The organism is Methylobacterium platani, assembly GCF_001653715.1.
Lineage (GTDB): Bacteria > Pseudomonadota > Alphaproteobacteria > Rhizobiales > Beijerinckiaceae > Methylobacterium > Methylobacterium platani.
Window position 1 is genome coordinate 120,237 of record NZ_LWHQ01000038.1, and the last position, 21,769, is coordinate 142,005.

The window sequence follows — 21,769 nt, forward strand, 5'->3', positions numbered from 1 at the left end:
CAGCCGAACAAGCGGCATGCCAATATCTGGAGCGAAGCGGAACAGGCCATGGTGAACTACCGAGCCCATACGTCTTGCCTTGCCAATCCTCCGAAGGACCGCTTGGGGCGCATGACCCTGCTCTGTTGCGACACCGTCACGATCCGCATGTGGCGACGGATTTTCTGAACGAGCTGAGGAATTCGATGCGAGAACTACGATAATGCTCATAAAGCCACAACTTGCTGCGATGCTTTTCATTTAAAATAGTGGTTTCTCAGGCGCGCCGATAATCCAATGCATCTGCGCGAGGTCTATGCAACCTGCCCAAGACGCTCTGGAATGAAACCTGCTCGGATCTGCTTGGGCGTAGCTGGCCAGTGTGCGTTCCAGGCGCTATGAGCGCACTCTCGGCCGTCGTAGGCTTTTCGGCACAGCCGCGCGATCTGCTCTCCGGTCAAACGTCCGCGCTCCATAAGCGCATCGGCTATCGCCTTGATAGCAGCGGCCCCCGGCTTCGACTGCACTAAAGCGATGGCTCGTAATTCGGACAGCCGTAGTAGTGCTTGCTGCTCTTCGTATGGTAAATCCCAGGCATCAACCAAACACCGGGCATGGATCATGTCTTGTATGCCGCCTGCCAATATGCAGGCGTTCACCGACGCATGCCGATAGTGCGCTTCAGCTGTGATACCTGCGAAGCAATTAATAAGTTCGACATCTCGGTTGATGGCACTAAGGTAGTTGGAGTGAGTCTGTTCCTCTGCAGAGCCTGTGGTCAGCATAGGCCCATACGGATAGCCATGAATGTCGTAGCCTTCGACTATGCCTTCGCAGCCGCTAATAACCACGCCCTTGCGGTTCCTTGCAGTCTTGCCAGCGCGGACCTCATCAACAGTGAGGACTAAGGCACGATCCGTTTTATGTCCGAAGTACCATCGCGTCAACGCATGTCCGGCTTCGTGATGGCAGGTCAGCCGGCGACGGCCTTTCGTCCGAGCCATTTTCCTAAGTACTCCTGGGGGTAGCGTTCCGGAACATGCTGCACTAGATGCCCATACTTCATCATCATGTAGGATAAAACTTGAATATTGATTTACAGGGGCCGGTCGCCGGGGGGGCTTTGTTGACTATGATAGATGCTTTTTCCACGACGCTGCGGGCCAGGGACTCCGCTCACCGGCAAAACGGGGATCCACTGCCGAAACCGTATCACTCCCCTGAGCTTAGTACTTTCGGCCCCTCTTCAAGGGGGAAAGTGCGTGGTGGCGGAACCGCTCGACCATGGGCCGAACCCGTGACTTCTGAGGCGGCCGGCGCCAGGCCCCGTAGCTCAGCTGGATAGAGCGGCCACCTTCTAAGCGGGTGGTGTCCAACAGGCTGAAACCCATTCCCGTCTGTAGAGCGGCCGCCGCGGCCAGGGCCTGAAACCGACCGTGGCTCACTCGTGGCTCACCCCGACGGGCTATCCGGGACCGTGCCGGCGCGGGTCGACGGACCGGGTAGGGGGCCCCTTGCGGCGCGCCGATTCGAGGTCGATCCTCGGCCCGTCGACCGCCAGCGTCAGGGTCCCCGGCAGCCGCCCAGTCCGGCCGGGGCGCCTCAAGGGCGGGAGCGCCGCGGTGGCGCCCGGGGACGTTCGCGAGCCCCGAAGCCGTCAGCCGGACCCCGGGCGTGGGAGAGCCGGCGCCATCGGGCCTACGGGCACGGTCCCCTCGGACGAGGGGTCAGGGTATCCCCCGAGAGCTTCGCCCCGAGGCCGATCCCGGCCGGACGGCCCCCGAAAGGGGGCCGCTCTCGTTTCAGGGGTGCGTTAGGCTTTGAGCAGCACGGAAGCGCAGTGCTGCAAGCGGGCATGGTCGATGGCGTGGATCTGAGCGCCGCGCCCTGACGCGGTCAGCAGCACCCGGTCCATGACGGGCCCCTGAACCCGAACCTGGTACGCCTCGCGCCGCCGGCCGCGGCGGTCCTCGCGCACCCGGACGACGTAGTGCTGGCCGACCTCGTAGACGACGTCGTCGAAGTTCATGGCGCGTCCTCGACCTTGATCACCTGCGAGACGGGCTCGTCCGACCACGGCAGGACCTTCAAAGGCCGATTGAGCTCGTGCCGGATGCCATCCCGTATCCACCCCAGGATGCGCTCGGCCTCCTCAAGCGGGTAGGCGACAGGCGCCTCCTCGCCGTCGGCGTCGACCCGGAAGGGCTCGTAGGCGATGCGCGCCGAGGCCTTCGCCGAGTGGCAGACGCTGGTCCCCTCCGTGCCCATGTCGTCGAGGAGCTGCCACATGGCGTCGGACAGGGCCTCGACCTGATCGCGCCGGGCGACCGCAGCCGCCAGGACGGTTCGGAGAGCGCCGATCTCGGCGGCCGCCTCCTGCAGCAGTTCGGGTGTCCGCCTCCCGAACCGTGGGAGGCCCTGCCAGTCGGGCTCGGCGGCCAGGCGCAGCCGCTCTTCGATGGTGCGCTCGGTCATGATGCCCTCACCTCGTCCCGCCAGCGCATGACGCTCCGCGGCGTGCAGCCGACCCTTCGCGCCGTCTCCCGAACCGACATCCCCGCCGCCAGATGGGCGAGGACCTCCGCGCGCCGTTCCGCCAGGTCGCCCCGGACCGTCCCGCCGTTCCAGCGGTGGACCGTGTCGACGTGGACCCCGATGGCGGCGCTGACGGCCTCGGCGGTCGCCCCTTCCGCGCGCATGGCGGCGGCCCGGTTCCGGAAGGCTCGCGGGTAGGGCTTGCCGGGAATCCTTCCGGCGAGGAGCTCGTTGCGGAAGTGCTGCTCCCGGTAGCCGTCGAAGCTGTCGACCCCGCTCATGCTGCCTCCTTCGCCGGGACCGGCGTGCGACGGACGACCGAGGCGTCCCAGTCTAGGTAGCCCCCGATCAGGTCGATCCGGCCGAACGTGATGCCGTCCTTCTCGTCCTCGTCGACGGCGAGGTCGCCCTGCAGGGCGGTGCAGTCGATGGTCCGGATCGGGTCCTCATGCGCCAGCAGCCACTCCCGGTCACCGACGCCCCGCCAGTTCATCAGCACCTGGCGCCCAGGGGCACCAGCGGGCCAGTCCCACGGAGAGAAGACCAGGCCCTCCGGCGTGGTGATGCGGTCGATGTAGTCGAGGTCGCCGACGTCGTAGAAGAAGCTGACCTGCCAGCTATCCCGGGCTTGAAGGGTTACGTCGCTCCCGTCGTCGAGATAGCCAGGCGGGTTGGCGCTCTCGACGATGTCGAGCAGGGTCCAGACGTCCGGCAGGCGCCCGCGGATGGCCTCAGAGGCGACCGCCTTGTCGAGCTCGGTCTTCTCACGCCAGGTCGGGCCCGCCGGCGTCGGCTCGGGCGTCACGCGATGGAACAACAAGGGCGTCTCTCCTGTGATGGACGGCCCGGCGTCGCGGTGGGCCTTCATGGCGGCGATGGCGCGCTCGGTCGCGGCGCGGATGCGGTCGACGTCAGCCATGGAAGGTCCCCACCTGCGGAAGGTCGGCGTCCCGGCCGACGATGCCCACGCTCACCCAATCGAACTTGGCCTACCCCTTGGGGCGGGCCGGGTCGTCGGTTCCTTGAGCGCAGTCGAAGCCGACGACGATGAAGGGCTCGGCGGTCGCTTCCTTCCGGTCGGCCGCCACCAGGTTGTCGAGTTCCTTGTCCGTCAGCATGGTCAGGCCCCCCTCGCCGCGTCGAGGCAGAGTTCGGCGAGCCGGCGCCCGCGGGGGCACCCGGTGAACGTCGCGAGGCGATAGAAGCCCTCGGCCTCCCCCGGCTCGTGCTTGAAATACTCGACCTCGACCAGCACCAGGGCGTCCGGGTCGATGCCGTCCTCGCCGCACTCGTCGTACTCGGCGCCGGTCTGAAGCTCGATGGCAGTCCCGGCCGCGGCGGCGGGCGGCAGGGATGCGACCGGCTCGCCGGCGGCGTCGAGCAGGCGCCAGCCGTTCCGCTTCGCGGTCGCCATTGCCGCGCGGATGCCGAAGGCACGATCCCCGCGCAGGAGGGCGGCCCTGACCTTGGGCAGGAGGTACGCCTCGCCCGGGCTCCCGGCGGGCAACAGGGTCGCGTCCTCCGGGTCGATCTCGGGATAGGTCACGGTGAGCCGGCGGAACGATTGAACGTCGAGCCCGGTCTCCGCCGCGGCCGCCTGCAGCGCCTCCAGCGTGAGCGAGACCTTCGCGGTCACGATCCCGAGGCGGCGCCCTATGACCTCGAACCGGATGTCCGGGGTCGAACCAGCAACGGCGCCGCCGTCGACCCGCCGGCTGGTCCGGCGGACGTAGCCGGCGTGGGCGAGGTCCCCGAGGAACGCTTCGGGCTCCATGCCCTCACGGGCGAGGTGCTCGGACACCTGCTCGTCGGTCATGGCGCGCAGCCGGGCCCGGCGGGCCATCTCCCGCTCGGCCGCGCGGTCGGCCGCTTCTGCCTTCTCGGCCTTGTACCGACGGACCCAATCCTCGTGGGCCGCGATCTGCTGGGGCGTCATGCCGACGTAGAGGCGCGCGAGCTCGGCGACCTTCTCGTCGGACGCGTCGCAGGGCTTGGCTTCGCTGAACTCGGCCGAGATGTCGAAGCCGCCGTAGTACCCGTTGTGCTCGTTGTGGCTGGCGACGGTGAAGGTCCCGAGCGACGTGGACACGACGAGGAACTGGACCTCGTGACACCCGTCGTCGCCGTCGCCGGTCTCGGCGTCGCGAACCTCCAGGCCCCTGAACGAGGCGCCGCCGAAGTGCTGCAGGGTATCGTCGCAGGACAGGTACCGCCGCTCGCAGAACAGATCCGCCGCGTCCCAGACCTTGAGGCTTGAGCCGTCGGTGAACTCGAACCGCAGTACGTCGTCCTCGACCGCTACGGACGAGATGACCCTGCCGGATGCCCGGTGGACGTCGTCGCTCATGCTGATCCCCTTCCCGCTAGGGAGGGTACGGGGATCCCCGGATTCGCATAGGGGACGCGCCACAGGCGTTAACGGGATCGCAGAAAGCGCTCTCAGAGTGTCTTCTATAGACGACACGAAATCCGAGCCCCCTCGGGACCCGAAAACGAGTGTCTTCTACAGACGACATTTTCGGTCGTCGCGGGCCGGCCATTCGTTAACGCGGGCTCGCCGCGATGCCTGTCGTCAACTCGTAAATGAGCTACTCCGGGCCGCATGGCCCCGTCTGCAGCAGATCCGAGTTAATTGCCGCCCGCATTCGACCGGTCCCGTTAACCACGCCGACCCCGGCCCGTGCTATCCCGGCGGCCATGGAGATCGTGCTCGAATACCTGTCGCCGGAGAACTGGCCGCGCCCCAAGGGCTGGACAGTCGTCGGGCGCGTCGGAACCCTGGCCCTCGCGTTCGACCCTGCGCGGCAGCCCTTCCTGATCGGGGACGGCGAGCCGCATCCGCTCGACCCGGTCGAAGTCAACGCTGCCCTGGCGCCCGCCGTCGACGCCGCGGCGGATCGGCTCTGGCCGGGGGGATGGATGCCCTCGTTCGCGGAGGCGTTCGCCGTCGACAAGCGCAGCCTGTCAGCGTCGCGCCTCGCCCGGCAGGGCCTGCCGCCCGCCGTCTTATTCGCGCTGGCGCACACGTCCTACAGCCACGCGCCCACGGCCCTGGGCGCCCTCCTGCTCGCCCTGGCGCGCTACACGGACCAAGTCTCCGCCGGCTCGCACTTCGACGAGCAGATTGAGGAGACGATGCACGAGGCAAGGAACGCGTCTGAGATCCTTCGATACGCGCGGCGTGGAAAACCTGTCTTCCCCGAGCGTCAGAAAGGACTCGTAAAGGAATAGGGGCTACGACCTGTCCCAAGCGCTGGCGGGATGTCCGTTGGCGCGTCAAGACGGAGTAGACCGTGATGACCGAAGCCCTCGACAGGGCGGAGGCCTTGAGCGCGCTTGCGATCTTTCGCGGCACATGCTCGGCTGCCGACCGCACCCACTCCCACGCCTACATCGCGGTCATCCGCTACGTCGCGCAGCGCTGGGCAACCCCGCCGCTGCCCAGCGTTCCGTCGGCGGAGACGCACTGGAACGCCGACCTCGCGAGCATCGCCGCAGAGGCCTGGGCGCTGTGCCAGGACCTGAAGTCGGCCGCCCGGCGCCGCGACGCCGCCGCGTTCAAGGTCGCCCACGCCAAGCTCGATGACCTGCGCGCTCGCTGCGTCGAGCGCGTCGAGGAGATCGAGGGCGGCCCGTTCCTCATGGACCTCGACGACCACGTGGCGACCGCAGGCCAGGAAGCCCTGGTGGTCGACTACGTCCGGCTCGCGCAGGTCATCGACGTCTGCCTCGCCGAGGCCGGCGACCGCGAGGCCATGAAGCGCTCGGCGGAGGCCGCCGAGCGGTGCGCCGCGCTGCGGGCCGTGGGATTCCTCCGGTTCTCCGTCGGCGCCCGGGCGCTGCTGGCACGCTGGGAGGAGATGGGCACGTGTCCCCCGGGCTCGCCCCCGCTGTGCATCATGCAGCGGGCGCTGGACCTCGGCGGCGAGATCCTCGGCGACCGGAAGGTGGCGGCGCAACGCCCCCGCCCGACGCACGCCGAGATGATCGACGACGACCGCCCGGGCCCCGTCTCCTACGACGACCCGGCCCCCGAGCCGGAGCCCGAGCCGCAGGCCCCCGGCATCGTCCTGATCCCCCGCATCGGCGGCGGCGCGAAGGGCACGTCGAACCGCGAGGTCCAGAACGAGTACCGGGACGTCGTCGGCAAGGTCTTCCCGCTCTACCCGTTCCCTCAGGACCGGCGCGCCCTCGTCGAGGAAGCGGCCGCGGCGGCGCCGCATGCCCGGCGCTTCTTCCAGGACCTCGTCGCCCTGCAGGACGGCCGGGAGCATTGGGCGACCCCGCCGGTCCTCGTCATCGGCGATCCCGGGGGCGGCAAGTCGACGGCGCTCGACGCCTTGTACCGGGGCTGCCGCCTGCACGTCGAACGCTACGCGTGCGACGGTAGCTCGGACGCGTCGGCGGCGGGTACCCCCAGGAGGTACTCCTCAGGTGAAGTCGCGCTGCCGCTGCGCGCCTGCCTGACCTCGGGACACGCGAACCCGGTGGTGGTCTGGGAGGAGGTAAACCGCGCCGGGGGGCACACCCGCGGCTTCGGGGGTTCGCTTAGGGACGCGTTAACCAGCCTGCTCGAACCGGCCAACTCCTGCCGGTACCGGGACCCGTACCTGGAGGCTGACGTGGACATCAGCCACGTCATCCACGCAGCGACGGCGAACTCGACGGACGGGATCGCGCCCCAGGTTTTGGACCGGCTTCGCGTGCTGAGGTTCCCGCTCCCCGGGCCCGAGCACATGCCGGTCCTGGCCCGGCGCATGGCGCTCGACATCGTCCGTCGCCAGGGCCTGCCTGAGGACCACGGTGAGCTCGACAGGAGCGACCTTCGCTCCCTGGCCGAGCATTGGCCCGGGGGCAGCCTGCGCGCCCTGAGGCGCCTTGTCGAGGTCGCGGTCCGGATTCGCCTGACCGCGCCCTACGAGACGCGCCACTAGCCCTTCCGGAGACCGCCATGACGACGACACCCGGCCTGGACGCCGTCCAGGAACGCCTCCGCGCGGCCGCTCGCGACCGCAAGGCCTCCATCCTCGTGATCTCCGCCACCGGCATCGAGATCCAGCGCATGCAGGCCGACGTCCGCGCCAGCCGGGCCCGCGAGGACGACGTCATCCGCGACGCCGGCGTCCTGCTCGGCGCCGCCCTGTCCACCCCCTACCGCCCTCACCAGGAGAACCGCGATGTCCGCACCAGCCTCTAAGCCCGCCAGGCCCGCCAAGCAGCCCATCAGCGACAGCTGGATGCTCCTCTCCGCGTCCATGCGCGCGATTGACCGGATCGGCTGCGGCAAGCGCGCAGGCAAGCACCCGCGCAAGGCGGCCAACGCCGCCATCAACCGCATCTACGACATCCCCCGCGAGGTCTGCGAAGGCGTGCTCACTCCGGGCGACGCGGCGCTCGAAATGCTCCGCATCGAGATCACACTCAAGCGTCGCGCCCCCCAGCCGGCGACGGCCCCCGCCGCCGAGACGTCGTCGGACGCCGTTCGGGAGCCTCACGAGCCCATCGTCCACTACGACCCCGATCCGCCGGTGATCGTGCCCATGGACTTCCACGACTCGCCCGAGGATCGGGCCGCCGTCAGGAAGGCCAGGGAGGCCCGCGATGCCTGATGCCGCCCCCGCGCGAATAGCGCGCCTACCCCGGCCATCCCTGGCCGGGGCTCCCGTCCCCCTTCGTCCGGAGCGCCCGCCATGACCGAGAAGCCATCCCCCGTGCACGTGCACTTCCATCGCCGTCTGAAGATGTGGTCGATCCTCCGCAAGCGTCGCCTCATCGGACACGCGCCATCCCTGGTCCTCGCCGGGTGCGTCATGCGCACGAGCGAGGCGGCCAGGGTCCGGTGCCAGCTCGCCAATCGCCGCGAAGTGCACGCCCTCATCGAGGGCACCCTGACCGACGGCGCCCGGCCCGCCGACGCGGTGCGGATCGGCTACCGGCCGGCCGAGCCGGGCTTCCGCCGCCGCGACACGGGCGCCGTCGTCACCGCCGCCAGCCGCGTCTGGTTCGAGCCCGACGGCACCGCCTGGGCGGCCAACCCCACCCCCTCTATGGAGACCATGTCATGATCGACCCCACCCTCACCGCGGTCGCCGACCGCCTCCAGGCCGCATGGGAGAGCGGCGAGATCTGCTCGCTCGTCGGCCGTGGCGCCCGGGCGCGCGTCCTGCGGGCGGCCCGCCTCGTCGAGGCCGGGCTGCTACCGCTGGACGAGGCCCATCGCGTCGCGGCGCGGGCTTGGTCCCTCGCCGCGGGCGTCGAGCCGCTCCCGGCGCCGCCCCTCGGCGACGACGCTTCGGAGGCGCTGTCGTGATCGGCATCCGCATCCTCGCCGCCGTCCTGGCCGCCGTCGCCACCGTCCCTGCTCGGGGAGCAGAGGCCCCGTTCCCCTCGTGCGGGGACATCTGGCGCTACGGCCTGCAGGCCCCCGGAGGCCGCGGCGTCACGCGCCACGTCGGCCAGGGCACAAGCGGCCGCGGTCGCGGCTCCGGCCTCGGCGGCACTTACCTCGTCGAGGGCGTAAGGCAGAACTTCATCATCACGCTCAAGGGTGCCGAACTCGACCTGCCCGGGCAGTTCACCGACGCGCGGTGCGCGAGCGGGATCGGCCAGCTTTCGACGGGCGACTAAGGCCCCTTCCGCGGAGACCACGCCATGATCGCCACCCGCATCCTCGCCGCCGTCCTGGCCGTCCTCGCCACCGTCCCGGCCGAGGCGGCCCGCCAGGCCAAGCCCGCGCCGGAGCCGCCGCCGTTCCCCCAGCACGACGACCGGTTCGTCATGGCAGTGCGCGGGCCCGTCGTCGGCGGCCGCGCGGGGTTCGCGCGCGTCTACGCCTCGCCCGCCGGCCGGGACGGCTGGACGACGACGGTGACCTGCGGGACCGTCGACGTCCGGACTGGGCGCGAGCGGATCGAGCTCCAAGCCCCCGGGAACGCCTACCGGGACCGGACCTCGTTCACCGGCACATGGACGCCCCTGGGCGGCGGCGGCCGCTACGGCGAGAACCAGATGCGGACATGGAGCGTGACCCGCCAGGACGGCCTCGACGTGACGGTCGCCATGAGCGGGCCGTGCCCCTCCGGCGCCGGCGACGTCTCGTCGGGCGACTGAGGCCCTCGTGCGCTGGCGCTATGCCCGGGATCCGCGACCATGCCGACGAGGGGGAGTTCCTGGTGGATGGATCGGACGTGCATGGCAAGATTGGTCTCAGGACGAGCTAGCGAAACGTTCAAACGTCTCGCTTTCAACCATGCGCGATTTCGAGAAAGGACGGCGTGTCCTTATCGCCAACAACCTGCGTGCCATGCGAGCCGCGCTTAAGGCGGCCGGGGTCGAACTCACGCACGACCCCGATAGTTTGCATGGCAAGGCTGAGAAGGCGTCTGCGCCCGCGTGATGCAAGCTCTAAAGAGGCTTGAAGATACTCTGCGCAGTATCTGAGTGTAAGCGAGCATAAAATTCTAGCGCATATCTATCTGTCATTCCTGCAATAAAATCGCATATAGCTCTCATCTTTGCTGTGCTATTCGGCCTAGCCTTCAAATATTGCTGCCTTAGGTCCTCAGGCATCAACAAAAATCCTTTGTCGCTGGACAGGGCATCAAAGATACCCTTAACTACTTCGTAGCCTCTAAATTCAGCAACCTTAACCCTCGCAGAATAAATGGTTGCTTCATACGTATAATTTTTTAGAACTTCCACTTTTTTGCGAGCCTCTGGCTTAAGTCTCAATTTTGTTAAACCAATAATATCTTCGTTTGCGACTTCTATTTCAATATCTCTAATTGCCTCATTGACTAGCTGACTAGTAAACTCGGTTCTATAATGACTTGAATTGGTTATATTATTGAATATTTCATATATTTTGCTGAATTCATTGATCGGCGGTAATCTGTTATTGCGATCAATAGTCGCGTCAGCGCTCTCGAATATAGCATGAAAAGTATCTATCACTTCCTTCCGAGTAAAATCTTGCTTCAATGCCTTGGCAATTTTTTTTGCGACCCTGTCTAGTAGATCCTTACTTGACGCCAGAATGTCTCCTGGAGTTATGAAGCCAGCCTTGAAACAATCCTCAAGGTCATAGGTTGAATATGCAATATCGTCAGCAATATCCATAATCGAACATTCAATTGTTTTAAATTTATAAGCCTCATTGTCAGGGTGTCTGTCGCGCCACTTCGGATCCACTGATGTTTTAGCAAGTTCAACGATATTTGACTCAGTTGCGTAGTATCCTTTTACAAGATCTGCGTCGGCAGATCGTTCGTAATCTATTTTTCTATCGTATTTTATAACTGACGCGATAGTGCGAAGTGTTAAGTTTAGACCAACTCGTTCGTCTTCCACATTAGAAAGCGCATCATAATCATCGTTGGACAGCTTCTTTTCGACGCGAGATATAATACGGACAGTTTGAGCATTGCCTTCAAACCCGCCAACCTTCTTCATGCAATCATCAAGCGGCCGCTCTCCATTGTGCCCGAACGGCGGGTGGCCTAAATCGTGGAGTAGAGCCGCAACAGAACAGAGACGAGTATCAATTTTAGCCTTCTCAAAAAGCTTTTCAGTATAATTTAGTTGAAGGGCGATTCCCTCAGCAATTTGCGCAACTTCCAGTGAATGCGTGAGTCTATTTCTAAAAAAATCAGACTCATGGCCTGGGAAAACTTGAGTTTTTCCTTGTAGCCTTCGAAAGCTTGCGCTGTGAATTACGCGAGCATAATCGCGCATGACCGGAGGACGCCATGGCGTCTCCGGCTCAAAGGCTTTCCTCTGCCAAGCCGCCGCGCTGTAAAGCGCTGTGACCTCTACCCTCTCCTGGGCTTCTCGCTCACAGGGAGGGATACTTGCTCTCGGGTCTCGCTCCTCGGCTGCCTCTGGCGATCCGCCTCGCGCTTCTTCGAAACCTCCCTCAGGGTGGTCAGCTTCCGGTCCGCTTCTCTCGCCGCTTCCACGAAGGCCCTGTAGACCGTCATCGGTGGACTCCTCTTGCTCTCCCGCCACGCTGACCTCTCAAGCTTGACCGAAACCCACCAAGGTGCCGCTATCCCCGGCATCCACGGTGCCGACGATAAATCGCCGCGAGGTTGAGTGCATTCACTGTTTTTTAGCCGTTGGTAGGACTGCCAAGCTTATAGAACAAAACAGGAACATTTACAATCGCCGGCGTCAACGATTTTATGTGATGTCGCTGCATAACACCGCGAGGATCACACGGAGCGCTGCTTAGCCGGCGGTGGCGGAGGGGGGCGCCGGCAAGGGCGCGTGGTTCTCGGTTAGGTAGACAACGCGGCCGTATACGAAGCGCCGGCGACCATGCGGGTTGGTTGGCTTGGCGCCGCCGTGCCGTGCGTCGAGGGCGCGGGCCCGCAGGGCCTTGAGCTCGCCGGCTAGGACGACCTTCGGGGGCGGCTGGTCGATGACGAGGGGCCGGATCATGCCGACACCTCCTCGGGAACGGAAACGCCCGCCGGGCCGTGAGGCGCGCAGCGGGCGTTGTCGGGGAGGTAGGTGCCCTTCACCGTGACTTCGCTATTATAGGCCTCCCCCTTGGGCGCCACAAGCGCGACGGCTGCCTCGCCGGAAGTATTTCCGACCTTCGCGCGTGAAGTACCCCGTGACGAACCGTGTGAACGGCGCGGCTTGATCGGCTTGTCCGGGGCGGTAACCGTGCCGATGGTCTCGATGGCCTTGGCGTCGCGCAAGGCGGTGTCGAGGTAGCGGGTGGTGACGCCGAGCCGGGCGGCGATGGCGGGGCGGTCGAGCCCCTCCTCGCTGCGAAGGCGCAGGGCCTCGACCCCGATGGCGAGCCGAGCGCCCTGCTGATCCGCGCGGGCCTTGGCCCCCCGGGACCGGCGCAGGGTGGCTTGGCGGTCCGCGACGACGTCCCGCCTCCGCTCGGCGGTCACCAGGATGCGCAGGTCGGCGGCGCCCATCTCGGACGGCTGCACCTTGAGGAGCTCAATCAGCCGCTTCGGGCCCGGCCGGTAGCGCGGGTCGACCTCCTTCTTCAGCCACGCCTTCCGTTCGCCATTGGCAGCGTCCCGGGCCGCCTTGCGGACACCGCTCGTGCAGGACAGGGCCTCCTCCTCGTCGAGCCCCCAGGCGTGCGCCTGGTCCCGGACCCACCCGTCGAGGTCGCACGCCGGCAGAAGCCAGGCCTGGACCATCGTCGCCGCGAACGCCATGGTCGAGCGACCAGTGTCCTCGACCATCCGCTTCCCGCCGAACCGGTGGGCGCGAAGGCGCTCGATGTCGGCGGCGATGGCCCGCCAGTACGAGCGGCCGGTCAGGTGGCCGCCCACCCGCTCGCGCTTCTTGCGTGCCGGCGCGGCAGGGGCGGTGGTCGGGGCCACCTCCTCCTCCCGCCGCGCCCGGTCACGCCCGGCCTGCTTGGCGGCCCGCTTGGCGATGCCGTCGAGCTTCTCGGCGACGAACAGCTTCGCCTTGCGCCGCGAGACCGGCATGACCGCGGCGGCGAGCTCATCGAACGTCCCCCGGCGGACGTCGGCGGTGTAGTACGGCCACATCATGAAGGCCGGGGCGAGGGCATTGGGGTTGTAGCTGCCCGAGTACCGGTAGAGGTGCGTCGGCGACATCCCGGTGGCGTCGTGACCGAGGTCCTCGAACGCGCGGTTCAGGGTGCGCTGGACGGCGCGCCACCGGGGCAGGACCTCGCGGGGCGCCACCTCGTAGAGCCACACAATGAGCATGCCCCTTCCGGACGCCATGACGTAGCTCGGAGCCGGCCAGCGCTTCTCCTCGCAACGGCGAAGGACGATGTCGAGCACGTCGCTCTTGGACAGCCCCGCGAGGCCCTGGACGCCGTAGTAGTCGAGGTCGATCCAGTTGGCGCAGATCGAGGTGACGTTGGCATCCGACGCCTCTGGGACGGGCTCGCCCGGCTTCGGGTAGGGGAACGTGCAGAAGGTGTGGAAGCTGAGCTCCTTGAGGGCGCTCACGACAGAGGCGTGCCCGAGGCGGATGCGCTTCACGGAGAAACGACGCTCGCGGAAGACGTAGTGCTTCTTGTGACCCTTGCCGATGTTCACCCGGGCAGCGATGCGGATGAGGCCGTGGCTACCGACCGGATGGATGAAGCGGAGGTAGTCGAGGGCGGTGAAGTCGCGGGTTTCGGATGGCATGGCGCGGGCGGGCCATGCCTCCGGGTGCACAGCATGGCCCCGGATCTCGTTAAGGGTGGTCACGGTGGTCTCCGGGTTGGGGGACGTCGTCGGGGGCACCTCTGCACCGACAAGGACCGGGTTTGGGGCATGTTCAGGAGCGACAGCCCGACTACGGGCAAGGCCAGGATTGACCTCGACCACGAGAAGGTCAACGGCCCTCGAACGTCCATGATTAACGCCAGAACCGGAACCTAATACTTGCCTGTAGGTGGATGGAAACGGGGGCTACGCGCCTCGCCGGCCAACGCCCGTGTCCTACAGGGGTGACGCGACCCCCCCGGCCAGGAGGGCTTCCCTGCGCCTTTAAGGCCCATGTCGGGTTTCGGCATCAACCCGGGGCTGATCGACCGCGACCTCCCTCTATGGCCCCTGCGGGGCCGGGGGAGGCGTTCCCCGTTACGAATCGTGAAAAAAGGGCGTTTTTCTCTCTGCGAACCGTGTGAACCGGCCGTGCCTCGGGACAGGCCATCCGATCCTCGAACCGGTCCTGGTGGCTTGCTGGCCGGGCCGGCATCCTTCCGCCATGACCGAAGCCCTTCCCCCGACTGACCGCGAAACCACCGCCGCCGCCCGCCGCCGCGTCGCCGCCGCTGACCGCGCCCGCCGTTGGCGCGAGGAGCACCGCGAGGCCGAGCTTGCCCGCGAGGCCGAGAACGCCGCCCTGCGGGCCGAGGTCACCGCGCTGCGGGCCGAGCGCCAGGCTGCCGCCGACCGCGAGGAAGAGGCCGCCCGGCTGCGCGCGGAGCTCTATGCCGCCCGGGACGAGCTCGGCCGGTTAAGGACGCACTTCGACACGCTGGCCAAGGCCGACATGGTCGACGAGGACCTGTCGAGGGCGGTCGTCCGCCTCGCCGGGCTGCGCCGTTCCCTGGCGGGCCCGCTCGCCGTCGGTAACCCGACCGTCGCCGTCGCTGACATCGTCGCCGCGGCCGCGCTCATCCGGTGCGGCGGCAAGGAAGCGGGGCAGTCCGCCTACGACGTAGCCCGGACAAGAGTTCTCGACCGGCTTCGGATGTTCGTGCCGCCGCCCGACGAGGCGTTGGGAGCGTCGCTGAGGCTAATGCCTCGGCGGTCGCCCGTATAATGCGGCATCGCGGCCTTGAGGCTTCCGAGGTCTCCAAAGTCGCATGCATCGCAAGCCCGAGATGCTGGTCACAACCGAGTAGCGGCCGATGACGATCCCTCCGGTCTCGCTGCTTATCTTGGTGTCCACCTCTCGAGCAATCAAGCGGATCGCGCCCTTTTTACGCCGAGCGGCGGATTAATCCGGCGAGGCGTGCCGTCGGACGAGAAAGGTTCGTCGCTGCCGACGGTGGGTTCCCGTTCCCAAACCGACATGAGGCGCAGGAGCGGCCTTCCTGGCTGGGTCGCCTCCACAGTTGCCGGCCGGTCGCATATGAACGTAAATCCGTCGCCCGGAACCCTTGCCACTTGACCCTGGACGTCGACTACCTTGGGTTGACAGGAGGTCTCAGCCTACCGGATTCGTCGTGTACGTCCTCAACAAACGCGCCCTCGCGCAATACCTGCGCCGCGACTGCAAGCGGCGCCTCCGGCTCGACCTTTACGCCTCGGAGGCCGCGCGAGATGCCGCCGGCGGGCCGCCCCGGGACGTAAGCCGGCCCGGCCTCGCACTCATCGTGGAACAAGGACGTGAGTTCGAGCGGCAGAAGTTCGGTGAGATGGCCGACATCTTCGGCTCCTCCGTCAGGCACGGCGAACCCAAGCGCCATGAGGCCGGTGAGGAGCAGGCGTTCGGCACCCTGGCGCTTGAGGACCACATCGACACCGTCACGCCCCACACCTTCCTGATCGAGGCACAGTACGAGGTTCGCCGTCCATTCATCGACGCCCACGGCCTCGTCGCCTTGCATGCCGGGAGGGAGGCCGGCGTGGCGGGCGCCCTCGGCTTCTCCGACGTCAGGCCGGACATCCTGCACGTGCTTCCACCGACGGAAGGCCCCCGGGAAGCCGTCACGCCGTCCGGCCTCGTGGTGGAGGTTGAGGGCGGTGATCCCAAGCTCGGCCTCAGGGTCATCGACATCAAGCTGAGCGGAGAGCCGTCGCCCTCGCACTTCGCGGAACTCGCCTATTACGGCATGACGCTGGCCGCCTGGCTTGAGGCCACCGGCCGCTCCGACCGCTTCGTCGTGCTGAAGAACGCTGCCGTGTGGCCGGGCAAGCACGAGGCGTCGACACTGCGCCGATTCGAGCAGTCGCAGCTCGAACGTGGGATCGAGCGGCCCGCGCTGCCAGGGCTTCTGGCGGCGTGGGAAGACGATCTTGAGACGATGCCGGCCGAGGTCGTCCTTGGGCGCGTGCGCCGATTCTTCGAGGTCGACCTCAGGCAAGCGCTGGCGGCCGGCGATTGGCGCACCCTGCCCTGGTTCGTCGACAACAAGTGCAGCGGCTGCGACTACCTAGGCTACGATTGGAGGAAGGACACCGACCCGGACGAACCGGAGACGGAGAGGGAGAGGCGGCGGCGGCACATCGACGAGAAGAAGCGGGAACGCTCCTGCTGGCCCGTCGCAGGCCGCGAGCGGCACCTCAGCATGATCACGGGCTTGACCCGCGGGGCCTGCGGCAAGCTGCGGGAGACCTCGGTCACCAACATCATCGACCTCGCCGCGCTACCCGCGGGAAGCCCGGCCTTCGAGGGGCACCAGAAGCTCCGGGCCGGACGCAGCTTGTTCCAAGCGCGCTCGAACGTGCTGTCCTCATCGGCGGACGCCGTCATACCGAAGAAGGCCGGGACGTCGGCGGTGCTGCCGCGGAGCGTCGACGTGCGGGTGGCGCTCTCCGTCGACTACGACGTCGGCAGCGGCCTGACGTTCGCCATCGGATACCGGCTCGTCGTCGAGATGCCGCACGAGCGCGTGCCGGTGGCGGGCGGCAAGCCGTGGTTCAAGAGGCGGACCTTGCGCCGTGAGCCGCGGGTCATGCTGGTCGAGCAGAAGTCTGTCGCCGCCGAGCGCGAGGTGGTGATGGAGGCGTTGCGCTTCATGGTCGTCGACATCGAGGCCGCGGCGCGCGAAGTCCGCGAGGCCTACGTCGCGCTGGGCGAGCCGAAGCGGTTCCCCACCTTCCAGGTCTACCTCTGGGACCGGCTGAATTACGAGCACCTACGCACGGTGATGGGCCGTCACTTCCTCGCGGTGGTGGCGCCGCAGCGGGCCGAGCGGCGCACGTCGACGGCGCCGATGGCGTGGCTGTTCCCACCGGAGACCGTCATCGAGGAGCCCAGCTTCACGAGCAAGAACTCGCCGGTCACCATCGTATCCGACGCGGTGACCGCGCTCGTCGCGGCCGACGTTCCCCACCACTACTCGCTGCTGGGCATCGCGAACGCCTACCACCCGGCCTGGATGGACAAGGACCGGGAGCCAGGCCGCAAGCCCTTCCTCGTGAGCCGGTTCTTCGTCGATCCGCTCTCTGACCAGATCCCGTCCGAGCGGGGCCACGAGATATGGAACAGGCGCTCGCCTTTCGAGAGCACCGACTTCCAGGGCTACAGGGACATCCTGCGCAAGTACGTCGCCCGGCGCCTCGACGCCGTGCTGGCGGTCGCGGAGCGGCTCGCCCACGACCTGAAGGACGAGCTCTCGTCCCGCGCCCCGAGGGTCGACCGCGTCTTCGGCCAGACGGAACCCGAGGGGTCGATGGCGGTGGACAGCGAGATCCTCTACCAGCACGCGCGCCTCATGCACGCGGCACAGTTGCTGGAGAACGAGTTGCTGATGGCGATGCCTCCGCACCAGCGCGAGGCGACGTTCGCCAGCGCGCGGATGGACGCGTTCCTAACGGGCGCCGCCCGGACCGAGGCACTCATGCTGGTGGATCGTGACGACCTGGACGAGCGCGACGACGTCCTCTTGCTGCACCTCTCCGAGCGCTCCCTTCAGACCAAGATCAAGGAGGGCGACTTCACCTGGACCCTGATGCCCGAGACGGCACTGAAGGACCAGAACAGAACGGTCGCCTCGATGAAGGAGGAGCACCCCGCGCTCAGGGCGGCCACCGCGCTCGGCCCCGTCGAGAACAGGGACAAGGGGATCACCGTCCGAAAGGCTTGCGCGGTGAAAGTCCTGGTCTTCGACCGCGTGCGCCGCATCGTCGTCGCGCAAGCCGACAGGCGGTTCCTTCCCGTGGCCGCGCGCCTGGGCATCCTGGATTTCAACCTCGACGTCGCGCATCAGGCTATCCTGGACCCGCGCGTGATCGACTTCTTCGTGACGAAGCGCCTCCTGCCGGCCTTGCAGCAGATCAAGGTGCCGCCGCTCTCGCGGTCGCGGCCCTTGTTCCGCAATCCGTCCCTCACCCGCCTGCGGCTGCCGAACCCGCATCGGTCCGCCCCGGTCCCGGCGGAGCGGTTCATATGGGACGCGGACGGGCTCGCCGGCGAGACGGCACGGTTCCAAGGGGATCTCGTGCTCGCGGCCGCGCGAGACCCCAACTCGGACCGGGTGCCGACCGCGGCCCAGGCCACCGCCATCAGGCAATCCGCCGAGCGGCGCCTGTCCCTGCTCTGGGGGCCACCCGGTACCGGCAAGAGCACGACCGCCGTCGCGCTGCTGCGCGGCCTCCTTTCCGAGGCCGCGCGCCAGGGCACCCCCATACGGATCGCCGTAACCGGCCCGACTTGGGTGGCCATCGACACCGTCACCCGGAAGGTGCCGCAGCTCCTGTGCGACCTCGGCATGCAGGCCGCCGTGGCGGTCGCCCGTTTGTCCAGCATGCAGGATTCCGACGGTGCCCCGGAACTGGCGCCGCATCATGTGCGCACGGACGGTGAGGACGACCACAAAGCCCTCGTCGAGCGGCTCGCCAGCCGCGCCGGCAGCACCGTCGTGGCCGGAACGGCACATCAGCTCGCGAAGCTGAGCCTGGACGAAGCAGGCCCCATGAAGCCGTTCTTCGACTTCATGCTGGTCGACGAGGCGTCGCAGATGAGCGTGGCGCTCGCCGTCACGGCGTTCAGCACGCTCGCCGAGGGCGCTCAGGTGACGGTCGTCGGCGACAACCTGCAGATGCCGCCGATCCAGCCGGTGCCGCCGCCGGAAGGCGCGGAGCACCTCGTCGGCTCGATCTACGACTTCTATCGGGAGTACCGGAAGGGCGAGCCGGCCGCCGTCGGCATCGAGCCGGTCATGCTGGACCGGAGCTACCGCTCGAACAAGGAGATCGTCGAATTCGTTCGGCAAGCGGGCTATCGCAGCGAGCTGGAGGCCGCGTTCCCGGACCTGCGGATGCGCGTCGCCGGGGGCGGGCTCGCCACGCTCGGTGCCGGCGAGGCGGACGCCGCCGCATGGAACGCTTGCCTGACGGAGATCCTCGACCCGGAGAAGCCCCTCGTCGCGGTGATCCACGACGACGAGCATTCGAGCCAGCGCAACGACGGCGAAGCCGCCTTGGTCTCCGGCATCGTCCGCGCCCTGCGAGGCCGGCTCCTGCCCGAAAAGGGCGAAGAACCGCTATCCCCGGTCGCGTTCTACGGGGACGGCATCGGCATCGTCACCCCGCACCGGGCGCAGCAGGCCGCGGTGGTCGAGCGCCTCCTGCGGATCGGGAGCGGCCAGGCGGAGCACGAGGCCATGATGGCGGCCGTCGACACCGTGGAGCGCTTCCAGGGCCAGGAGAAGACGGTGATGGTCGCGAGCTACGGGCTGGGCGACCGGGACCAGATCGCGTCCGAGGAGGAGTTCCTCTACAGCCTGAACCGGTTCAACGTGGTGGCATCGCGGGCTAAGGCGAAGCTCGTGGTGATCCTCTCGCGGTCGCTCATCGACTACCTGCCCCGCGACCCGGACACGCTCCGCCGCTCCCGTCTCCTCAAGCATTACGCCGATGGTCACTTGCAGGGGCGCATGAAACTCTCGATCCCTGTCCTGGGCGATTGCGAGTTGAGGAGCTGATGGCGGGAGGGGGACTACCAGGGCGCTCGCTGCTCGACGCCGGGGACCTGCCCGTCGCGGACATCGCGGTGCTGGCGCGCCGCGAGGGCGTGCGGCCGCGCGACACCTACCAGGCCCACAAGTGGTTCGCGCGCCGCCTCGCCGCGACCGCGCGCTCGCTCCTGGTCGCGGCCACCACGCCTGCCGGCGGCTCGTTCTGGGCCGGGTATTACCGCGACACCGACTGCACCGGCCTGCGGGTGCTCGACCCGTTCATGGGCGGCGGCGTAATGCTGCTGGAGGCGTCGCGGCTCGGCGCGGACGTGCACGGCACCGACGTGGAGCCCGTGGCGGCTGCGGTCTCCGACTTCCAGGGACGCCTGGCAGACGTCCCCGACCTGGGTCCCGCGCTCGACCGCCTGTTCGACGTCGTGGGGCGTGAGGTCGAGCCCTACTACGCCGCGGACCACGACGGCGCCCCCGGCCGACTGCTCCACGCCTTCTGGGTCCAGGTCGTGGACTGCCCCGCCTGCGGGCACGTCTTCGAAGCCCATCCCTCCTACCGGCTGGCCTGGGACGAGGCGGCGGGAACCCAGCACGGCATCTGCCGCTCCTGCGGGACGGTCGAGGCGGTCGACATCAAGCGCAAGACGCTGCGTTGCGGGTGCGGGACCCGAACGGACCTGCGGAAGGGCGCCGTCGCGCACGGCAAGGCGTGCTGCCCCTCCTGCGGCCATCGGCAACGCCTGATCGACGTGGCCCCCAGGACCGGCCGCCCGCCGGAGTTCCGCCTTTTCGCCGTCGAGACTTTGCCCGGCTGTCCGGAACGGTCCTACCCCGTGCGCGAGCGACGCCTTCGCCGGGCCGAGGACGGCGACCGCGCCACGTACGAGCTGGCGCGGTCGCGCTTGGCCGCCGAGGCAACGGCCGACCCCGGCTTCCTGGTGGCGGGCGAGATCCCCCGTACGGGACGGTTCGACGACCGCCTCCTGCGTTACGGCTACTCGGCCTACCGGGAACTCTTCAACGCGCGCCAGTCCCTCCATCTCGGCCTGTTGGCACGGGCGCTGGACGGCTTGGACGGCATCGAGGGGGAGGCGCTACGCATCGCCTTCTCGGACCACGTCGTCACCAACAACCTCATGTGCGGCTACGCGGGCGGTTGGCGGCGCTTGTCGCCCCTGTTCGCGATCCGGGCCTATAGGCACATCAACCGACCGGTCGAGCTCAACCCATGGCTGTCGCGGAACGGGCGCGGCACCTTCCCCAACGCGGTCCGCTCGGTGGTGCGCGCGGCCCGGTCGCTGAAGGCCGGCACCGAGCCGCAGCGCGAAGGCTCGGTCGTGCCCGTCCCCGAGCGCCCCCGGGGCGGTTGGGACATCCGCTGCGGGGACGCACGCGACCTCGCGCACATCCCGACGGGTACCGTGGACCTCGTCCTGACCGACCCGCCCTATTTCGACTACATCGCCTATTCCGAGCTCGGCCACTTCTTCGTGCCCTGGATGGCGCGCCTCGGCCTCCTCGACCCGGCGCATCTCGACGGTTTCCCGGCGGGCCAACTGGCCACCTCGCTCGGGCACGACGACGCGGAGCGCATCTTCGCAGATGCCCTGACCGAGCGCCTGAACGAGGTCGCGCGCGTGTGCCGCCCGGAGGCCCGCGTCGTGTTCACCTACCAGAGCCTCGACGGCCGGGGCTGGCACGCCCTCGCCAAGGCTCTCGGCGCGGCCGGCATGCGACCGGTCAAGGCTTGGCCCATGTTCGGCGACGGCGGCGCGGGACCGCACAAGCACGAAAACTCCATTTCCTGGGACTGCGTCGTCCACTGCGAGGTCCACAGGCGGCGCGGGGTCCCCGATTATGGCGAGCGGTCCTCGGCGGCGGGGCAGGCGTTCGCCGAGACCTGGAAGGCCTGCCTGGAGGCGTCGGGCTTCCGCCTGACGAACGGCGACATCACGAATATTGCGCATGCCGGCGCCCTCGTGGCAGCCCTGGCCGACCCACCCCTGCAGGTGGACGGCTCCGACATCGCGGTTGAGGCCGCATCGCCTTTGCCGGGCGACGGAGGGGTCCCGGCCGACGCCGGACCGCAGTCGGCACAGATCGCGCGGCGGAGGATGTCGCGCCCGAGCGTCGTACGGGCCGAGCGGTAGCGTCGCGACGGCCCCG

Annotated in this window: 21 protein-coding genes; 11 read left to right on the forward strand and 10 right to left on the reverse strand. The window is 67.7% G+C overall.

What is annotated here, in order from left to right; genetic code table 11:
• Positions 1 to 293: 293 nt before the first annotated feature.
• The 7 genes from A5481_RS33730 to A5481_RS19200 all read right to left on the reverse strand — a co-directional run bounded on the left by A5481_RS33730 (position 294) and on the right by A5481_RS19200 (position 4,861).
• Positions 294 to 983 carry a hypothetical protein gene (locus A5481_RS33730; protein WP_156311689.1) on the reverse strand — a complete coding sequence of 230 codons (690 nt, stop codon included), beginning with the start codon at positions 981 to 983 and terminating at the stop codon, positions 294 to 296.
• A gap of 809 nt (positions 984 to 1,792) precedes the next feature.
• Positions 1,793 to 2,008, reverse strand: coding sequence for a hypothetical protein (locus A5481_RS19180; protein ID WP_048431827.1), 216 nt, complete (start codon positions 2,006 to 2,008; stop codon positions 1,793 to 1,795).
• Positions 2,005 to 2,454: a hypothetical protein gene (locus A5481_RS19185; protein ID WP_048431826.1), complete on the reverse strand. Its 450-nt coding sequence runs from the start codon at positions 2,452 to 2,454 to the stop codon at positions 2,005 to 2,007. Before A5481_RS19185 ends, A5481_RS19180 begins: the two co-directional genes overlap by 4 nt.
• Positions 2,451 to 2,795 carry a helix-turn-helix domain-containing protein gene (locus A5481_RS19190; RefSeq protein WP_048431825.1) on the reverse strand — a complete coding sequence of 115 codons (345 nt, stop codon included), beginning with the start codon at positions 2,793 to 2,795 and terminating at the stop codon, positions 2,451 to 2,453. The genes A5481_RS19185 and A5481_RS19190 overlap by 4 nt, the downstream gene beginning before the upstream one ends.
• Positions 2,792 to 3,433 carry a hypothetical protein gene (locus A5481_RS19195; RefSeq protein ID WP_048431824.1) on the reverse strand — a complete coding sequence of 214 codons (642 nt, stop codon included), beginning with the start codon at positions 3,431 to 3,433 and terminating at the stop codon, positions 2,792 to 2,794. Before A5481_RS19195 ends, A5481_RS19190 begins: the two co-directional genes overlap by 4 nt.
• 70 nt (positions 3,434 to 3,503) lie before the next feature.
• Positions 3,504 to 3,632 (reverse strand): hypothetical protein, encoded by a 129-nt coding sequence (locus A5481_RS35735; protein WP_280818763.1) that lies wholly within the window; start codon positions 3,630 to 3,632, stop codon positions 3,504 to 3,506.
• 2 nt (positions 3,633 to 3,634) lie between these two features.
• Entirely contained in the window at positions 3,635 to 4,861 is a 1,227-nt protein-coding gene (locus A5481_RS19200) for a DUF7448 domain-containing protein (RefSeq protein ID WP_048431823.1), read from the reverse strand.
• 350 nt (positions 4,862 to 5,211) lie between these two features.
• On the opposite strand from A5481_RS19200, the gene A5481_RS19205 reads away from it, so the two are divergent.
• From A5481_RS19205 to A5481_RS19240, 8 genes are all read left to right on the forward strand, one after another.
• A complete protein-coding gene (locus tag A5481_RS19205; RefSeq protein WP_053082210.1) occupies positions 5,212 to 5,745 on the forward strand; it encodes a hypothetical protein in 534 nt (177 codons plus the stop codon).
• A 65-nt stretch (positions 5,746 to 5,810) separates the two neighbouring features.
• The gene (locus A5481_RS19210; RefSeq protein WP_053082209.1) at positions 5,811 to 7,448 is read left to right on the forward strand and encodes a P-loop NTPase family protein; all 1,638 of its coding nucleotides are present in this window, start codon (positions 5,811 to 5,813) and stop codon (positions 7,446 to 7,448) included.
• A gap of 17 nt (positions 7,449 to 7,465) precedes the next feature.
• The gene (locus tag A5481_RS19215; RefSeq protein ID WP_048431822.1) at positions 7,466 to 7,711 is read left to right on the forward strand and encodes a hypothetical protein; all 246 of its coding nucleotides are present in this window, start codon (positions 7,466 to 7,468) and stop codon (positions 7,709 to 7,711) included.
• Positions 7,692 to 8,123 (forward strand): hypothetical protein, encoded by a 432-nt coding sequence (locus A5481_RS19220; RefSeq protein WP_064504186.1) that lies wholly within the window; start codon positions 7,692 to 7,694, stop codon positions 8,121 to 8,123. Before A5481_RS19215 ends, A5481_RS19220 begins: the two co-directional genes overlap by 20 nt.
• 81 nt (positions 8,124 to 8,204) lie before the next feature.
• Complete coding sequence (locus A5481_RS19225) at positions 8,205 to 8,579, forward strand: hypothetical protein (protein ID WP_048431820.1); 375 nt, start codon at positions 8,205 to 8,207, stop codon at positions 8,577 to 8,579.
• The gene (locus A5481_RS19230) at positions 8,576 to 8,824 is read left to right on the forward strand and encodes a hypothetical protein (protein WP_048431819.1); all 249 of its coding nucleotides are present in this window, start codon (positions 8,576 to 8,578) and stop codon (positions 8,822 to 8,824) included. Before A5481_RS19225 ends, A5481_RS19230 begins: the two co-directional genes overlap by 4 nt.
• Positions 8,821 to 9,141, forward strand: coding sequence for a hypothetical protein (locus A5481_RS19235; RefSeq protein ID WP_048431818.1), 321 nt, complete (start codon positions 8,821 to 8,823; stop codon positions 9,139 to 9,141). Before A5481_RS19230 ends, A5481_RS19235 begins: the two co-directional genes overlap by 4 nt.
• A gap of 24 nt (positions 9,142 to 9,165) precedes the next feature.
• Positions 9,166 to 9,624 carry a hypothetical protein gene (locus tag A5481_RS19240; RefSeq protein ID WP_048431817.1) on the forward strand — a complete coding sequence of 153 codons (459 nt, stop codon included), beginning with the start codon at positions 9,166 to 9,168 and terminating at the stop codon, positions 9,622 to 9,624.
• A 294-nt stretch (positions 9,625 to 9,918) separates the two neighbouring features.
• On the opposite strand, the gene dgt is transcribed toward A5481_RS19240, so the two are convergent.
• From dgt to A5481_RS19250, 3 genes are all read right to left on the reverse strand, one after another.
• A complete protein-coding gene (gene dgt / locus A5481_RS32650) occupies positions 9,919 to 11,520 on the reverse strand; it encodes a dGTP triphosphohydrolase (RefSeq protein ID WP_156311688.1) in 1,602 nt (533 codons plus the stop codon).
• 222 nt (positions 11,521 to 11,742) lie between these two features.
• On the reverse strand, positions 11,743 to 11,955 hold the full coding sequence (locus A5481_RS19245) for a hypothetical protein (protein WP_048431816.1): 213 nt from the start codon (positions 11,953 to 11,955) through the stop codon (positions 11,743 to 11,745).
• On the reverse strand, positions 11,952 to 13,724 hold the full coding sequence (locus A5481_RS19250) for a hypothetical protein (RefSeq protein WP_156311687.1): 1,773 nt from the start codon (positions 13,722 to 13,724) through the stop codon (positions 11,952 to 11,954). Before A5481_RS19250 ends, A5481_RS19245 begins: the two co-directional genes overlap by 4 nt.
• A 502-nt stretch (positions 13,725 to 14,226) precedes the next feature.
• Here A5481_RS19250 and A5481_RS19255 point away from each other — a divergent pair.
• From A5481_RS19255 to A5481_RS19265, 3 genes are all read left to right on the forward strand, one after another.
• Positions 14,227 to 14,787 (forward strand): hypothetical protein, encoded by a 561-nt coding sequence (locus A5481_RS19255; RefSeq protein WP_048431814.1) that lies wholly within the window; start codon positions 14,227 to 14,229, stop codon positions 14,785 to 14,787.
• A gap of 406 nt (positions 14,788 to 15,193) precedes the next feature.
• Positions 15,194 to 19,618 (forward strand): bifunctional RecB family nuclease/DEAD/DEAH box helicase, encoded by a 4,425-nt coding sequence (locus A5481_RS19260; protein ID WP_053082208.1) that lies wholly within the window; start codon positions 15,194 to 15,196, stop codon positions 19,616 to 19,618.
• 68 nt (positions 19,619 to 19,686) lie between these two features.
• A complete protein-coding gene (locus A5481_RS19265; protein ID WP_156311686.1) occupies positions 19,687 to 21,753 on the forward strand; it encodes a hypothetical protein in 2,067 nt (688 codons plus the stop codon).
• The last annotated feature ends 16 nt before the right edge of the window (positions 21,754 to 21,769 follow it).